At 50.5% G+C, this 15,978-nt stretch carries 12 protein-coding genes and 1 riboswitch; of the genes, 2 read left to right on the top strand and 10 right to left on the bottom strand.

Features of this window, described 5'->3' with window-relative positions; genetic code table 11:
- Position 1 precedes the first annotated feature (1 nt).
- From KO508_RS08700 to KO508_RS08685, 4 genes are all read right to left on the bottom strand, one after another.
- Positions 2–1,198, bottom strand: a complete 1,197-nt coding sequence (locus KO508_RS08700; RefSeq protein WP_216007937.1) for a class I SAM-dependent rRNA methyltransferase — start codon at positions 1,196–1,198, stop codon at positions 2–4.
- 413 nt (positions 1,199–1,611) lie between these two features.
- Complete coding sequence (locus KO508_RS08695) at positions 1,612–3,174, bottom strand: BCCT family transporter (RefSeq protein ID WP_216007936.1); 1,563 nt, start codon at positions 3,172–3,174, stop codon at positions 1,612–1,614.
- 90 nt (positions 3,175–3,264) lie between these two features.
- Positions 3,265–4,200, bottom strand: coding sequence for a CobW family GTP-binding protein (locus KO508_RS08690; RefSeq protein ID WP_216007935.1), 936 nt, complete (start codon positions 4,198–4,200; stop codon positions 3,265–3,267).
- Positions 4,201–4,238: 38 nt separating this feature from the next.
- On the bottom strand, positions 4,239–5,990 hold the full coding sequence (locus tag KO508_RS08685; RefSeq protein WP_216007934.1) for an amidohydrolase: 1,752 nt from the start codon (positions 5,988–5,990) through the stop codon (positions 4,239–4,241).
- Between the two features lie 143 nt (positions 5,991–6,133).
- Between KO508_RS08685 and KO508_RS08680 the strand changes: the two genes are divergently transcribed.
- Entirely contained in the window at positions 6,134–7,171 is a 1,038-nt protein-coding gene (locus KO508_RS08680; RefSeq protein ID WP_216007933.1) for an AraC family transcriptional regulator, read from the top strand.
- A 360-nt stretch (positions 7,172–7,531) separates the two neighbouring features.
- Here KO508_RS08680 and gcvH read toward each other — a convergent pair whose 3' ends face one another.
- Both gcvH and KO508_RS08670 read right to left on the bottom strand, forming a co-directional pair.
- Entirely contained in the window at positions 7,532–7,924 is a 393-nt protein-coding gene (gene gcvH / locus KO508_RS08675; protein WP_216007932.1) for a glycine cleavage system protein GcvH, read from the bottom strand.
- Positions 7,925–7,968: 44 nt separating this feature from the next.
- Positions 7,969–8,859 (bottom strand): LysR family transcriptional regulator, encoded by an 891-nt coding sequence (locus KO508_RS08670; protein ID WP_216007931.1) that lies wholly within the window; start codon positions 8,857–8,859, stop codon positions 7,969–7,971.
- A gap of 122 nt (positions 8,860–8,981) precedes the next feature.
- Between KO508_RS08670 and metE the strand changes: the two genes are divergently transcribed.
- A complete protein-coding gene (gene metE, locus KO508_RS08665; protein ID WP_216007930.1) occupies positions 8,982–11,303 on the top strand; it encodes a 5-methyltetrahydropteroyltriglutamate--homocysteine S-methyltransferase in 2,322 nt (773 codons plus the stop codon).
- On the opposite strand, the gene cpdA is transcribed toward metE, so the two are convergent.
- The 4 genes from cpdA to thiC all read right to left on the bottom strand — a co-directional run bounded on the left by cpdA (position 11,297) and on the right by thiC (position 15,624).
- Positions 11,297–12,103, bottom strand: a complete 807-nt coding sequence (gene cpdA / locus KO508_RS08660) for a 3',5'-cyclic-AMP phosphodiesterase (protein ID WP_216007929.1) — start codon at positions 12,101–12,103, stop codon at positions 11,297–11,299. The two genes, metE and cpdA, sit on opposite strands and share 7 nt — an antisense overlap.
- Before the next feature lie 232 nt (positions 12,104–12,335).
- Complete coding sequence (locus tag KO508_RS08655; protein ID WP_216007928.1) at positions 12,336–12,869, bottom strand: DUF1249 domain-containing protein; 534 nt, start codon at positions 12,867–12,869, stop codon at positions 12,336–12,338.
- A 2-nt stretch (positions 12,870–12,871) separates the two neighbouring features.
- The gene (locus KO508_RS08650; RefSeq protein WP_216007927.1) at positions 12,872–13,486 is read right to left on the bottom strand and encodes an NUDIX domain-containing protein; all 615 of its coding nucleotides are present in this window, start codon (positions 13,484–13,486) and stop codon (positions 12,872–12,874) included.
- 260 nt (positions 13,487–13,746) lie between these two features.
- Entirely contained in the window at positions 13,747–15,624 is a 1,878-nt protein-coding gene (thiC, locus tag KO508_RS08645; RefSeq protein ID WP_216007926.1) for a phosphomethylpyrimidine synthase ThiC, read from the bottom strand.
- A gap of 90 nt (positions 15,625–15,714) precedes the next feature.
- Positions 15,715–15,831: riboswitch (TPP riboswitch) on the bottom strand.
- Between the last annotated feature and the right edge of the window lie 147 nt (positions 15,832–15,978).

Below are 15,978 nucleotides of genomic sequence, written 5' to 3'. Positions count from 1 at the left end.
ATTACATAAAACCGGTGAGGGACCGTATAAAGCAGGATTTAATGTAGTCCGTCTCAGGAATTCCCGGAATAATCGGATGATCTGGCGCCTGATGCCCCTGCTCGAGCAGTTGCACGAAACGGTCGATCTTGCGCCCGCTGCCCCGAATGATATCCACCAGCTTTTCCTGAGAGAGATGCATAGAGCAAGAGGCAGACACGAGAATTCCATCCCTGTCCAGCAGCCGTAAGCCAAGCTGGTTTAAGCGTGCATAAGCCTGCTCTCCGGCTTTTTGGTCGCGACGACGGGGAATAAAGGCGGGCGGATCCAGCACGACGATATCGTACTTTTCCTTTTCTTCCGCCAGCGCTTTCAAGGCATCAAAAGCATCGCCCTCAATGGTTTCCACGTTATCCAAACCATTGAGTTTTGCATTGTGGTGCACAGAATCAACTGCAGCAGAAGAGCTATCCACACAGGTAACCTGAGTGGCGCCTGCACAGGCGGCTTGAATACCCCAGCCACCCACGTAGCTGAACACGTCCAGCACCCGTTTGCCCGGTGCGTAAGCCTGAAGGCGCTGGCGATTCATGCGGTGATCGTAAAACCAGCCTGTCTTCTGGCCGCCTTCAAGAGGTACCTCAAACCGAACGCCATTTTCTTCCACTTCTAGCAGCGTCGCCTCTGGGCCATGGACCTGCTCAACGTATGAGCTCAGCCCTTCAACGCTGCGCATCTTGCCGTCGTTTTTAAGAATGATGGCTTTCGCGTGCGCCAACCGTTGAACCGCACGAACGATAGACTCTTTCATCTGTTCCATCCCTGCAGTGGATATCTGGACGACGACCGTATCACCAAAGCGGTCTATAACCAGCCCGGAAAGTCCATCGCTATCGCCGAACACCCAACGGTAGAAGGGTTTATCGAACAGCCTCTCCCGCAGCACCAGCGCCATTTCCATGCGCTGGGTCAGCCGGTTCGGTGTCATGCCCTGTGCAGCATCACGACTGATCAGGCGTCCACAGATCAAGGCGTGTGGATTCACGAAAATCACACCCAATGGCTTATCATTGGAAGCCCGCAGCTCGGCCTGTGTGCCCGCCTCAAACTGCGTTAGCGGTGAGCGCTGAATATCCACTTCGTTGCTGTAAACCCAAAGGTGGCCAGCCCGAAGCCTGCGCTCAGCGCCTTTGCGTAGATATAAAACAGGGAAATTCATGACAACCACCTAAGGGGGAGAAGGGAATAAAACCGGGCGAGAATTATACACGAAGCCTAAGCGGGCGCACCCATCAACCCATCAAGCTCACCTTTATCGGAAAGCCTTACTTTAAACATTCAGCCATCGCCGTAAGAATCAGACCTTTGGTTACGGAAACACCCGTTACGCGGCTCGGCCAAAACCAGTACCCGGTTACACGTTCTGGCCGCGTTCACCAACTTGCCAAGCAGTGAAAAACACCTGTCGGCCTCGCGTCAGTGCGCCCATACCCCGCCATTTTGGCGGAATTTGGGCACAAAAAGAACAAATGGTAGAACGAGGTGCGCCCGAATCGTCTTCGAATCTATTTCAATCGAGTTAAAAAGAGATTTGGCGGAAAATCGGATGTTGATCAAACCGTTCCTATAACATCAAGGCTGAACAACTAGCTTCCTCATTGATTTTGCTCCAAATTCAAGATCATACTCATGCCTCAATGACTTAAGCAGAGACCAGATCATAAATCCAATACCTATAGCGAATGGACTACCCGCAACTATTGAAGCCGTTTGAACCGCTTGCAACCCACCACTTACTAACAATACGACAGCAAGTACTCCGGTAAACACACCCCAAACTAACTTCATTGAAAGGGTTGGATCCAGAGCACCTTTAGACATCTGCATCGCAACGAAGAATGAGGCTGAATCAGCAGAAGTAATCAGAAACACAACCATAGAAAAGAATACGACTGGAGCCATCAAATCCGCTGCAGGAAGCGTCTCCAATAGTAGATAAATACCAGACCCCAAATTTTGCTTTACAGCTTCAAAAAGCTGAACATGACCGGCAACTTCGATTTGCATTGCAGTAGTTCCGATAGTGGCAAACCAGAACATGCTACAAACGGTCGGAGTCAGAACCGCAAACAGTACGAATTCACGTAAAGTACGGCCACGTGAAATGCGCGCGACAAAACCACCTACGAAGGGGGCCCAAGAAATCACGATCAGCCAGAAAAACAACGTCCAATGGTTAATCCACTCACTGGAGTTACCCGGATCGGCCCAAAATGCCATTGGCAGAATATTACCCAGATAGTTACCAATACCGGTAACGAATAGCCGCAAAATAGTGTTAGTGTCGCCGCTCATAAAAACGAACAGGCAAATTCCAATCATAACCACAACATTCAATGTACTAAGAAAATTAATCCCTCGTTTCAAGCCTGTACATACAGAAATACAATACAGCACGATAAGGGTGACCATGATGCCAATCTTACTTCCGGTACCCGTTTGAATACCAAACAAATGTTGCACACCATACTCAAGAGAAATAACACCCAGGCCGACAACCGTTGCGATACCACCGATGGTGGCTACCGCGCCAATAAGGTCCAGCAATCGCGCCCAAATACTTGATTGAGTTTTATCACCTAATAGCCCATGTAGAGACGTACCAATGTTCATGGGTTTACCGTAGCGAAATGCCGGGAAGGCAATGCATAAGCCAACCACACAATAACCCATCCAGCTATGAAGGCCCCAGTGCATCGACGCGATCTGCAGTGAGACTTCCATTGCCTTAGGGGTACCAGGCTCTGCCATATAAGGCGTCTGCATGTAATGATACAGAGGCTCAGCTACCCCCCAAAGTACAAAACCAGAACCGATGCCACAACTGAACAACATGGCAACCCAAGAAAATCGGGTAAATTCAGGCTTATCTTCAGCTTTTCCGAGCTTAAGGTTGCCATATTTACTAAACCCAACCCAAAGCCCCAGAGCAACATAAGTACTGATGGCAAGTATATATGACCAACCAAACGTCGAACTTAAATAATGATGCATTTTTCCTGCATACGCCTTCAACACATCAGGACTGATAACGCCAAAAAGTACCACTACCATGGTCACTAGGGCGACAGAGAAAAACAAAGGTTTATCATAATCCCCAAGAAACCCATTACTATCTCTTTCTACACCGGTCATAACTTCACCATTTTTTGTTTATTTTAGTTGATTAAAAATCATCCCACCGGACTCAAATCATTATCATTCACTACAGACTTTAAAATTAAATCAAATACAAACAACACACTCCGATAAATCCTCCTTTATATCATCTATTTCAGCAAACCCGAACCCAATAATGATTAACCTAGAGGCATCACCCGAAGGCTTTAACCCTGACAGCTTCTCTATTGAAATCCGCGTCCCTACCATATGAACCGTGCAGTACTGATCAGGAACAGCATCCAGACTAACAATACCTTTTACCCGGTATACATTACTGGGAAGATTACTGAGGCACACCCTAAGCTTCTTCAGTGACAGCGGTTTGTTAGTCTCCCATTTAAAACTTGAAAACAATTTTCCGTGATTGACAGACTGATAGCCATCTTTTTCACTGAACTCATCAACTCCTATCAACAGGTCAAATGGAATCTCAGCAAAGCTCGTTTCATAGACTCGCGCACTAGGGAATAACCAGTTCGCTTTAATATCATTTATTTTTTCTTCACTGGAAAGGTCGGCTTTATTAATGACCACAATATCGGCTACTTCTAGCTGCCTCATTGCTAATTGCTCCACTTCAGCAGGCAAACTGGAGAACTGTTCTGCATCTAGCATACAAATCACGCTATCAATGCGCAGCTTTTCCCTGAAACGCGGATACCGAAGGGTGTGGACCACCCTTCCAGGGTCAGACACACCACTTGTTTCGATGAGAATATAATCTGGCCGCCCCTCTCGAAGATTGAGTAAAACGTCGAGCTGCTCAATTAAGTCGGATTCTACCGTGCAGCAAATACAACCATTGGCCAGACTCATTACATTTTGCTCTGCACTGACAATAAGCTGGCTATCGATATTGATTTCGCCGAAATCATTCACCATTACCGCAATTTTGAGGCCGTGCTTACCATTCAGTATTCGATTGAGTAACGTTGTCTTGCCTGAACCTAGAAAACCTGAGACGATAGTAACGGGAACTTCTTTATTTATTATTTTCATAAAATTATTAAATTCATCTACGTTTAATTAATTGACGCTCACATTTTATCGCAAAATTCAGGCAGTTCTTCCCGCCAGGTAGCTGCCAACTCAGTATCATTAAAGCGTCCGTGACGATCCCAGACAAACTGACCTTCAATCAACGTCAGATCAACTTGAGTGCTATGAATATTTCCCTTGGCAGGTATCTCAAACAGATTTCGATCCAGCACAATCAGGTCAGCCGATTTTCCTACTTCAATACTGCCTGCCTTATGGTCGATCCCCATGCACCAAGCGCCATTTATGGTCATAACCTTTATCGCCTGCTCTAAGGCAATCGGCTGTCCATAGAATTGCCCTTCATCTTCTTGCCACGGGTTTTGTCGGGTCACCATCGCTTCGAAACCAACCCATGGATTGATATTGGATACAGGCCAGTCCGTGCCCATTACAGCCACACCTCCTGCGTCAAGGACACCCTTAAAATTGAACAGCCTCTGAGAGCGCTCTTCGCCATTGGCCTGCGCACGAGCTCTTGAAAATGGGTAGGGATACCAAGCCACAGGTGAAAATTCGGCAGTGACATTAAGCGCTTTAAAACGTGGCAGGTTTTCGTCCAGTAACACTGATGAATGCGCGCATTGATGACGAATACCCTGATCACCATTACGGCGGCGGGCCTCAGCAACAGCGTCGAGAAATATGTCTGATGCGGCGTCCCCGGTGCAGTGCGCCACGACTCGAATCCCTTTACGGTCTAGGTCGGCTACCATATCGGCAATATGTTCCGGAGTCAGGTTCAGACTTCCGCGCCAATCGCTCCTTCCTTCATAAGGCGTCGCAAAATATGATGATTGAGTTTCGTGAGTCCCATCAAAGTGAAACTTTACCGCATTGGCATTCAATCGGGCGCTGCGGTAAAAATGACGTTCGCCAGCAATCAACTCCCAGCGCCGTTTAACCGGAAAAATATCATCTTGCCAACTGATAGCGGCTTCAACCCGCAGCGACATCTCGCCAACATCATCGATTGCTTTCAGGGCGTTCAGACGGTGCTCGCAGACATGCATATATTTCGTGCCGACTACTCCGCGCCCGCTTTGATATTGAATTCCTTCACGATACGCTCGCTTGAGAGCATGCATCGGAGTTGGAGGCATAGCCGCATGAATCATTGCATAACCGCCATCAACCAATATTCCTGTAGGCTCACCGGTGATCGAATCACGCGAAATATAGCCGTTGCCCGGGTCAGGGGTTTGCTCAGTAATACCGGAGAGCTCAAGCGCTTTGGAGTTGGCCATCATCGATCCCCAGGAGCGATCTAAAATCGCCACCGGCCTATTCGAAATAATGCTATCCAACCACTCCCGACCAGCTTCAACACCTGCTCTTTTGAATTCAAAGTGGACGAAGTATTGCCCGTATATCCAGCCATCGCCCGGATTCAATTCGGCATAGTTTAAGATGCTTTTTTTAATATCCTCTGGCGTCGGACTATCTAACCCAACATCCAAGTAACCGGCATAACCTGGAGCCAAAGCAAGATCTGGATGGGTATGCATATCGTAGATGCCAGGCATAGTAAATGAGCCGTCAAGATCAACCACATGGGTGTGATCGTCGATGTGCCCTTGCACCAGACTATTATCACCAACGGCAATAAAGGAACCATCTTTGATGGCAACAGCCTCAACCCAGGGCTGACTGTTATTTACCGTATAAATTTTTCCATTTAGGAAAACCAGATCAGCTTTGCCTGCACTTTTTCCAGTATGGCTAGATCGATAATTTTCGGCGTTGCTCATGTCCGTCACTGAACCTTCTGCTGTTATTTTGGTTATTGGATGAACGAATCATAGCAGCATGAAATCTTGCCAACGATATCATTACATGACACACTAATATCACTATATGACAAGGGACATTTGCCATTTAAGGCTGGACTGTTATGCAACGCCGTGAAATAAGAGATGAAACAAGCCAGATTGCGCTGAACTTCTTCAAACACTTTCGCCAGTGCCTGACAGATATGAATCTGCAAGTAGACCTATCCACTCAGCTCGAACAACTTGGATTAGATCTCAACAGTCTGAACTCCGGTGAAAGCTCGCTCAGCTTTCAACAGTACTATCAGTTGCTGGAAATAGTGGCATCACAGATACCACAAGGTGGTTTCTTTCTTCGCCTTGGCAGCCGCTATAACATCACCGACATTGGCGTTCTCGGTTATGCATCTCTGAGTGCGGAAAGCCTTAGAAAATCTTGGGATTTAACCTTTAATGGCACCGTGCTACTACCCCATCCGATTACAGGAAAACGCAGTGTCCGAGACGGTCGAGTTTCTGTGGTGCTGGAGTGGCCTGCTCGTTCCCTAATCGATCCCAGAGCTCTTCAGGAAGAATGGCTGGCTGCAACGTGGAGTTGGATATGCCAACGCATACCAGAGGTTTCAGAAAGCACTGAACTTCAGCTAAAATTAGCCTACCCTGACTTGGGATACAGGTCAGTTTATGAAGATATATTTCCCGGCATAATATCTTTTGATCAACCTGAAACGGAACTATCTTTCCCAGAGTCCTGGTATGACCTGCCGTTCCCAGCGGCAAACCCAGCAACATCAAGACTTTGTCACGAGCAATGCTTGCTGATCATGGCGCAACTAGATGAGCAATCAAATTTGGTTAACGAGGTACGCCAAACCCTTCTGTTAAGCCCCCAAAGAAGATTTCTAAGCCAGGAGGAAATGGCGGCGCGATTTAAAATCCCTACCTATACGTTTCATCGACGTTTGAAAAAAGCTGGGACTAATTATCGACATATTGTTTCGGAAGTACGTATGGAGCTAGCCAAAAAATATCTAGAAAGCACCGCGATTCCATTACAGGAAATTAGCTACCTGTTGGGCTATGAGTACCCACCAAATTTTTATCGAGCCTTCAAGAAATGGTTTGGTTATACCACCGAAAGCATTCGTGGGAAGGCTTAATCAACTGCTCAAACAATCAACGCCGGTGACCGCCATCAAAAGCAAGCTCAGCAGCTCTGTAAAAGCTTGGCTAAGCCCGAAGAAATCACCGCCACATTGATTGGTAGACGCTGAAATGGTGAGCGTCGCCTCAACAAACATGACGGTAAGTTCTTTCAGCTCATTTCAAATGATTGCAACGCAACCGAATAGCATGGGTTCAATTTCCACGCCACGGAACTACAAGGCTCCGTCCTAAAGTTGACACAACCTAAGACTTAGGCCTGAAAAGGGGAGAAGTGGTCAGCGGCGACTACCTAAGGAGGGAAGAATAACAGGGCGGGATTATATATAAAGCCTTGCCCGCCGTTTCCCTCAGATTTATTCAACAGCCGCTAAATGCTCCGAATAAGTATCCGCATCCATCAGCCCATCAAGCTCTCCTTTATCGGCAAGCTTGACCTTGAACATCCAGCCATCGCCGTAAGGATCTTCGTTAACCTTCTCCGGCTCATCCTCAAGAGACTCGTTGATCTCAACAACCTCACCGGTTACCGGGCTGAACACATCGGAGGCGGATTTTACGGATTCGGCAACGCCGGCTTCTTCACCACCAGTAACGGTATCGCCGACTTCCGGAACACCGATGTACACCACATCGCCCAACTGTTCCTGAGCAAAGTCGGTAATGCCTATTGTGGCAGTGCCGTCGGCGTCTACGCGCACCCACTGATGGGTTTCAATGTATTTCAGATCGGGAGGTGTTTCGCTCATAAGGGTAATTCCTGACAAATTTTTTGGGCAGTGTAACCGAAACCTTAGCGCCAGCGAACCTCTCTCGCCAGCTTCATGAAGGAATCCATGTATTGCACCCCCACATCGCGCTCACGGCGGCCCAGAAATATTTGTTTGGCGATGCCTTCCTTACCCAGTTTTACCGGAACTATGCCCAGTCGGTCGCTGTATTCAGATACCAGCCAGCGGGGCAAGGCTGCCACCCCACGCCCTGCAGCGACCATTTGCAGCATAATGTCGGTAGTTTCAATGGTTTTGTGGCGCGCTGGGCGCATGTTTGCGGGCACCAGTAGATAATTGAACACGTCCAACCGCTCAATGGCTACGGGATAGGTAATCAGTGTTTCTGGTTCGAGATCGGCAGCCTCTGCCCAAGGCTTGCCAGCAAGAGCATGGTTGGCCGAAACCACCAACACCTGTTCGTAATCAAACACTGGTTCGAACACCAAGCCCGGTCTGTGTAATGGATCCGGGGTAACCAGCATATCGATATCGTGACCAAACAACGCGCCAATTCCGCCGAACTGAAATTTCTGTTTTACGTCCACATCCACCGATGGCCACTGTTTAAGGTAGGGGCCTACAACTTTCAACAACCATTGATAACAAGGGTGGCACTCCATGCCGATACGAAGGGTACCCGCCTGCCCTTTGGCAAACTGGCCGATCAGCATTTCCGCATGCTCAAACTGTGGTATCAGGCGGTTGGCTAGAGCCAACAGGTGGTTGCCAGCCTGAGTCAGACGTAGCTGCCGCCCTTCTCTAAGCCAAACTGGGGTTCCCAGCTGTTGCTCCAGTTTACGAACAGAGTGGCTCAGTGCGGACTGAGTGAGGTGGAGGCGATTCGCTGCCGCTGTCAGGGAGCCCTCCGCTTCCACAGCTCGAAGAACTTCCAAGTGATTACGCTCAATCATTTCCTGATCCATGAGTAGAATTAATTGGATCCTGAAATAATACCATTATTTTTCATCAAACCTTAAAGCTAACCTAACAACTCCTATCTACAGCCTACTAAACACTGAATCAGGAGTTCGGAATGACCACAACACACAACCTCGGCTACCCGCGCATCGGCGCCCGCCGGGAACTTAAATTTGCTTTGGAAGCACTCTGGCATGGCAAGTCTAGTGAGCAAGCCCTGCAAGAAACGACCGCAGGATTGCGGGCACAAAACTGGCAAGAGCAGGCAAGCCTATCGCTGGCGCCTGTAGGTGATTTTTCGTTGTACGATCAGGTTCTTGACATGAGTGCCACTCTCGGCAACTTGCCTGAGCGGGCCAGCACCCAGAATGGCTCTGCGCTGGACGCGTATTTTCGTGTCGCGCGGGGTCGCTCGCCCAACGATAGCGCATGCTGCAGCGTACATGCAGGGGAAATGACCAAATGGTTCGACACCAACTATCACTACATAGTGCCGGAGTTTAGCACCGACACGAGCTTTAGCCTGAACGCTGATCGCATTCTGGAGCAACTTGCCGAAGCCCGAGCACAAGGCATTAACGCCAAACCGGTCATCATTGGTCCCGTTACTTACCTTTGGCTGGGCAAGGCCAAGGACGACTCTGATCGCCTGAAGCTGCTCGACAAGCTGCTACCGGTCTACACTGAGCTGCTAACTAAGCTTGCTGATGCCGGCGCCGAATGGGTTCAAATTGATGAACCCGCACTGGTTACTGAGTTGGACGCTGACTGGCGTCATGCATTCATTCTCGCCTACCACGAGCTGAAAACAGCGCCGGTAAAACTGCTACTGACAACCTATTTCGGGGAGCTAAGAGAAAACCTGCAGCTTGCCTGCGAACTGCCGGTAGCGGGCGTTCATCTGGATGCTATTAGCGCACAAAATGAAGTTGCACGCTTAGCGGACTGGCTGCCAGCCCACAAGGTACTGTCTCTTGGTGTCATCAACGGCCGTAACATTTGGAAAACCGACCTAAGCGCAACACTAGACTTGCTGGAACCCTTGAAAGAAAAGCTGGGAGAGCGGCTCTGGCTTGCACCTTCCTGCTCCCTGCTTCATGTTCCCGTTGATCTGGAAAGCGAAACCACGCTGAATTCGGAGGTCCGTAACTGGTTGGCCTTTGCACGGCAGAAGCTGCAGGAACTGAACACTCTGGCCCAAGCGCTGGATGAAGGCCGTGAATCGGTCGCGAAAGAGCTGAGCGCAAACCAAAAGTCCATCGCGAGCCGCCGCCAATCTTCGCGGGTTCACAACTCTGCGGTTTCAAAGGCATTGGCAGCCATTACGCCCGAGCATGGTCAGCGCAAGAGTCCATTCAGCGCTCGGACTACGTTGCAGCAAGAGCGATTCCAGCTCCCAGCGTATCCAACCACAACCATTGGCTCATTCCCGCAGACACCCGAGATACGGGAGGTTCGTAAGGAATTCCGCCAGAGAAACTTGAGCCAACAGGACTACACTGCGCGAATTCGCGAAGAAATTGCCTATTGCGTTGAGCAACAGGAAGCGCTTGGTCTGGATGTACTGGTGCATGGCGAAGCCGAACGTAACGACATGGTGGAGTACTTTGGTGAGCAGTTGGAAGGCTATGTGTTCAGCCGCTTTGGTTGGGTGCAGTCTTATGGCTCTAGATGCGTCAAGCCACCGATTCTTTTCGGTGACATAAGCCGCCCCGCGGCCATGACTGTAGATTGGACCACATACGCCCAATCTCTGACGAACAAGCCTATGAAGGGCATGCTAACCGGCCCGGTGACGATCCTGAACTGGTCCTTTGTGCGTGACGACCAGCCGCGTAAAGACACCTGCCTACAGCTGGCTTTGGCCGTACGTGAAGAGGTGCAAGATCTAGAAAAAGCCGGAGTAGGAATTATTCAGATTGACGAAGCCGCCCTGCGGGAAGGGCTGCCGCTGCGACAGTCAGATTGGAATAGCTATCTGGAATGGGCCATAGAATCCTTCCGTATCAGCGCCAACGGCGTGCAGGATAATACTCAGATTCACACCCATATGTGCTATTCCGAGTTCAACGATATTATTGACGCCATTGCTCGCATGGATGCGGACGTGATTACCATTGAAACATCACGGTCGGCCATGGAGCTTCTGGACGCGTTCAAAGGCTTCGAATATCCCAACGATATTGGCCCGGGCGTTTACGACATCCACTCGCCGAACATTCCGCAAGTGGAGCAAGTGACAGACTTGATGAAAAAGGCTGCCGAGCGGATTCCTGCGGCGCGGTTGTGGGTCAACCCGGATTGCGGCTTGAAAACGAGGCGCTGGGAAGAAGTTATACCGGCGCTCAGGGCTATGGTCGCTGCAGCACAGCAACTGCGGACGCAAAGCCAAGTGAGCAGTACTGTGAAACAAGAGACTGTAGAAGCCGTTCAGTAACCGGAACTGGTCTGATCAAGCTCGAACGCGAAATCCAGAGCCCGGCAGACTTCTGTTGAGAAGTTGCCGGAGCTTTGGAGCTCAAACCAGCGATATCCGGGCGCCAAGTCTTCTACGGAAAACTTGCTCGAGCCGGAAGTAAATTGAATACAGGTGGAAGGGCTAGCCAGAAGCTTCACACCGTTTCTCTGCTGTTCGTGGGTCTGGTGGATGTGCCCCCACAGCACAATCTTTACTTGCGGGAAGCGGTCCACTAACTGCCAGAAGTCCTCACGATTTTTAAGGCCAATATTGGCCATCCAATCGGTACCAATATCGACTGGGTGATGGTGTAGCGTAATAAGCGCTGGCATCTCTGGATACTGCGCAAGCATCCCAGCCAAAAAATCCAGCTCGGATTCCGCCAGCTCTCCGTGTACTTTCCCTGGAACCGATGAGTCCAGAAGAATAAACTGCCAACCACCTTTAATAATGTGACGACGATCTGAGCCGAAGCGCGCTGCAATGGTCTTCAGGCTCGCAATCTCATCATGATTTCCGGCAATCCATGCTGACTCGCAGCTAAAAGCACCAAGACGATCAGCCAAAACCCGATAAGCTTCTTCCGAACCATCCTGAGCGAGGTCGCCCGTGGCAAGGATAAGATCCGGTTGCCCGTGGGATTTGAGCACCTCGGCTATAACAGCGTCCAGACTGTCACGAGTGTTTACACCGAGCAATGCGCCATCAGCGTTCGCCATCAGGTGTGGATCGGTTAACTGCAGTACCCGAAGCGGTCGGGTGGTTAGCTTTGAAGTCATGATTCTTATCGATCTGCTTGCTGTCATCCAATGAGGAACAGATTCATGGGCTACAGCCTAACTCAGGCTCCCATGGTTCGCATGCAAGTGTACGTTGTCAGCTTCCGGATTTATCACTTGCGACTGGAACCGGCGTCACATTCTGGCTCAACGCGAGTAATTTATTGCCGTTTTTGCCAACTCAATGCGCCTTTCCAAGTATCTGGTTTTACCTCAGTGCTGGTCTGCCAGATCAATCAGCGCTCTTTCCCGCACTCTTCTCAGCTTTCTCTCCGGAGGTCTCTCCAGTATTTCCTGCGCCGGGCCAGGCCGCATGCTCAAGAGGCAAGTGGCCGAATCGTAGGCAGTACTCCAACCAATCGGCAAGAAATCCGTTCACCTGAGTTTTTTCATCCGGGTGATGCATAAAGCGATTGGGATAGTCGTTAACCGGTGCGATTTGTGTATCGCGATAGCAGCTAATAACCTCTGCCATCATGGCATCGTGGTATACCCGAACAGTCATCTGTGGATTATTGAGCCAACGGCCCTTGTTATGGATCTGCTCAAGCAGGAGGGTTTCGGTGTAGCGCGCGGTTTGCAGCACTTGAATTCGAACGCGCCCTAAGTATTCACTTTCTCGATGCAACTCGATTTCACATACGGGTTCATCGTCGACCCTCAGCTGGCGCAGTCGGCCTAGGCGATGGTAGTTGCCCTCGCACAAAGCGCCCAGTTGACGCAGGTCTGGCACGTAGCGCTTGGGTTTCATTGCCCATTCGTTCATAACTACCACCCTGCCCGCAACCTTGTACGGTTTAGCTCCAGCCATTGAAGGGCAATAATTGCAGCGGCGTTGTTGATGCGACCATCAGATATCATGGCTATAGCTTCGTTTGCAGAAACGACGTGAGCTCGTATATCTTCGCTTTCCTCTTCCAAACCAAACAAACCGCCCGCGGATTCGGTACTTACTTTCCCGCAATACAGGTAGACCATTTCGGTAGTGCCGCCCGGGGAGACCAAGTAATCGCAAATTTTTTCCAATTTGCTAAAGCTTAGGCCCGCTTCTTCCTCAGCTTCCCTTTGGGCGACCTCTTCGCTTGTTTCGCCGTCTTCGTTCATTCCGGCGACCAGCTCCAGCAACCAAGGCGATTGTTCGCGTCCGAGTGCACCGAGGCGGAACTGTTCAAGCAGTACAACTTCGTCCCTTTCAGGGTCGTAGGGGAGTACGCAGGTGGCGTCGCCACGAATGAAGAGTTCGCGGGTAAACTGTGGCATGCTTCGACCGTCAAAGCGCGGGTGTGTCAGCCATAGCTTGTCCATGCGGAAGAAGCCTTGAAAGACGGTTTCGCGCTTTTCGACTTTGACGTCGCTGGCTTTAAACTGGAACGGCTTTGTCATGCTTTGCTCTGTTTGACTTGGGTTTTGCACGATAGCCGGTTGGTGTTGTTTATTGCAAGCCTGCTTTGGGTGCAAGACAGCTGCGGGCGAGCGCTTCCCAAAACACGCTGTGGATACATCCCTGTACGCTTGGCTACGCCATCCATGGCTTCGCACAGTTTTGGGAAGCGCTCGCCCACAGCTGCCCCGTGCATCATAGTAATACACTTACAGTCATTAGCTGGCTGGATAGCACCCAGCCAGCTAATCAGGCTAAGAACTTACACTTTGTCGTAAAGCTTACTTCCAGATTCCACGAACTCCCGAGACTTCTCTTTCATGCCAGCACCCACTGCCGAAATCTCGTCTATGCCGTTCTCTGCCGCGTAGTCGCGAACTTCTTGGGAGATTTTCATGGAGCAGAATTTCGGGCCGCACATGGAGCAGAAGTGTGCCACTTTGGCGGAGTCCTTCGGTAGGGTTTCATCATGGAAGGCTCGGGCGGTGTCTGGGTCGAGGCCAAGGTTGAATTGGTCTTCCCAACGGAATTCGAATCGGGCTTTGGAAAGAGCATTATCGCGTATTTGGGCGCCGGGGTGCCCTTTGGCCAAGTCAGCGGCGTGAGCGGCGATTTTGTAGGTAATGATGCCGGTTTTTACATCGTCTTTGTTGGGCAGGCCCAAATGTTCTTTGGGAGTGACGTAGCAAAGCATGGCACAACCGAACCAACCGATCATGGCAGCGCCGATGCCGGATGTAATGTGGTCGTAGCCCGGGGCTATGTCGGTAACCAAGGGGCCTAAGGTGTAGAAGGGAGCCTCGTCACAACATTCCAGCTGTTTATCCATATTCTCTTTTACTAGGTGCATGGGTACGTGGCCGGGGCCTTCGATCATGCATTGAACATCATGCTTCCAAGCAATTTTGGTGAGTTCACCTAGGGTTTCCAGTTCGCCAAACTGGGCAGCATCGTTGGCGTCGGCTATGGAGCCCGGGCGTAGGCCGTCGCCGAGGCTGAAGGAAACGTCGTAAGCCTTCATGATTTCGCAGATGTCTTCGAAGTGCTCGTACAAGAAGCTTTCTTTGTGATGGGCCAAACACCACTTCGCCATGATGGAGCCGCCACGAGAGACAATACCTGTGGTGCGCTTGGCGGTCATGGGTACGTGGTGCAAGCGCACGCCGGCGTGGATGGTGAAGTAGTCAACGCCCTGCTCCGCTTGCTCGATTAAGGTGTCCCTAAAGATTTCCCAAGTGAGGTCTTCGGCAACGCCGCCTACTTTTTCCAGAGCCTGATAGATGGGTACTGTGCCAATGGGAACCGGCGAGTTTCGAATCAGCCATTCACGGGTTTCGTGAATGTTCTTGCCGGTCGACAGGTCCATGATGGTGTCGGAGCCCCAGCGTATGCCCCAGGTGAGCTTTTCCACTTCTTCCTCGATTGACGAGGTGACCGCTGAGTTGCCGATGTTGCCGTTGATTTTCACCAGAAAATTGCGACCGATGATCATGGGCTCGGATTCGGGATGGTTGATGTTGGCCGGGATAATCGCCCGACCTCGAGCAACTTCACTGCGCACAAACTCGGGGGTGATTTCCTTTGGAATGCTGGCGCCGAAGGATTGGCCGGGATGTTGATCATCTGCCAAGCCCTGCTCCCGAGCTTCCTGTAGTTTCATGTTTTCGCGAATCGCGATGTATTCCATCTCTGGTGTAATAACGCCTTTGCGGGCGTAATGCATCTGGGTAACGTTCTTACCTTCAAGCGCTCGCAGTGGTTTGCGCTCATCCATGAAACGAAGCGGATCAAGCTGTGGGTCTTTCATGCGACGGCGGGTGTATTCAGAGGTGTAACCTGACAAGGGTGCGGTGTCTTCACGCTCGGCTATCCATGCAGCACGAATAGCGGGAAGCCCTTTGCGTAGATCAATGGTCGCGCCGGGGTCACTGTAGATGCCCGAGGTGTCGTACACCATCACTGACGCATTTTTCTCACCACCCAGTTCTGTGGGTGTGTCCTGTACGGTAATTTCCCGCATAGGCACCCGTAGGTCGGAGCGACTACCCTGTACGTATATTTTCCGCGATCCTGGCAACGGTTGTATCGCGGCGGAATCTACGCGGGCGGAATCACTGAGGTAAGTTGGTAAATCTGTCATCATTCGCTCCCGGAAAATTGTTTTGGTATTCGGGTCGCGCATGACGGAGATAGTAGCTTTGCCTTTGTTTATTAGGCAGTGCTGGCTCTTCGATAGTCTGGTCTCAATCCCTACGCCGGTATTATCCGGATCAGGTCGCGGGTTCTGCGTTGCAATCTCAGCCGGTGGCCTAAATACGTCTGGCCGCCAGCACCCCGTCAAGACGCGAGTCTGTAATACATAGCACGCAAAGTGAGTGCTGTTTGCAAGTGTAGAGCTGAGCGCAATTATTGTCCATAATGACCGGTCTGTTTAGGCCGGTACGACTTTCCATGCCATTACTGATGCCAGATCCGTAATATCTTTAGATATCCG

The organism is Marinobacter salexigens (assembly GCF_018860765.1).
Lineage (GTDB): Bacteria > Pseudomonadota > Gammaproteobacteria > Pseudomonadales > Oleiphilaceae > Marinobacter > Marinobacter salexigens_A.
Note: the sequence above shows the minus strand (reverse complement) of the source record. Positions and strands in the feature narration are given on the sequence as shown.

Excerpts from the sequence above, each read along its gene's own strand:
- KO508_RS08700 (WP_216007937.1), bottom strand. The coding sequence starts at position 1,198 with ATGAATTTCCCTGTTTTATATCTACGCAAAGGCGCTGAGCGCAGGCTT.
- KO508_RS08650 (WP_216007927.1), bottom strand. The coding sequence starts at position 13,486 with ATGACAAAGCCGTTCCAGTTTAAAGCCAGCGACGTCAAAGTCGAAAAG.
- KO508_RS08685 (WP_216007934.1), bottom strand. The coding sequence starts at position 5,990 with ATGAGCAACGCCGAAAATTATCGATCTAGCCATACTGGAAAAAGTGCA.
- metE (WP_216007930.1), top strand. The coding sequence starts at position 8,982 with ATGACCACAACACACAACCTCGGCTACCCGCGCATCGGCGCCCGCCGG.
- KO508_RS08670 (WP_216007931.1), bottom strand. The coding sequence starts at position 8,859 with ATGATTGAGCGTAATCACTTGGAAGTTCTTCGAGCTGTGGAAGCGGAG.
- gcvH (WP_216007932.1), bottom strand. The coding sequence starts at position 7,924 with ATGAGCGAAACACCTCCCGATCTGAAATACATTGAAACCCATCAGTGG.
- thiC (WP_216007926.1), bottom strand. The coding sequence starts at position 15,624 with ATGACAGATTTACCAACTTACCTCAGTGATTCCGCCCGCGTAGATTCC.
- cpdA (WP_216007929.1), bottom strand. The coding sequence starts at position 12,103 with ATGACTTCAAAGCTAACCACCCGACCGCTTCGGGTACTGCAGTTAACC.
- KO508_RS08690 (WP_216007935.1), bottom strand. The coding sequence starts at position 4,200 with ATGAAAATAATAAATAAAGAAGTTCCCGTTACTATCGTCTCAGGTTTT.
- KO508_RS08680 (WP_216007933.1), top strand. The coding sequence starts at position 6,134 with ATGCAACGCCGTGAAATAAGAGATGAAACAAGCCAGATTGCGCTGAAC.
- KO508_RS08655 (WP_216007928.1), bottom strand. The coding sequence starts at position 12,869 with ATGAACGAATGGGCAATGAAACCCAAGCGCTACGTGCCAGACCTGCGT.
- KO508_RS08695 (WP_216007936.1), bottom strand. The coding sequence starts at position 3,174 with ATGACCGGTGTAGAAAGAGATAGTAATGGGTTTCTTGGGGATTATGAT.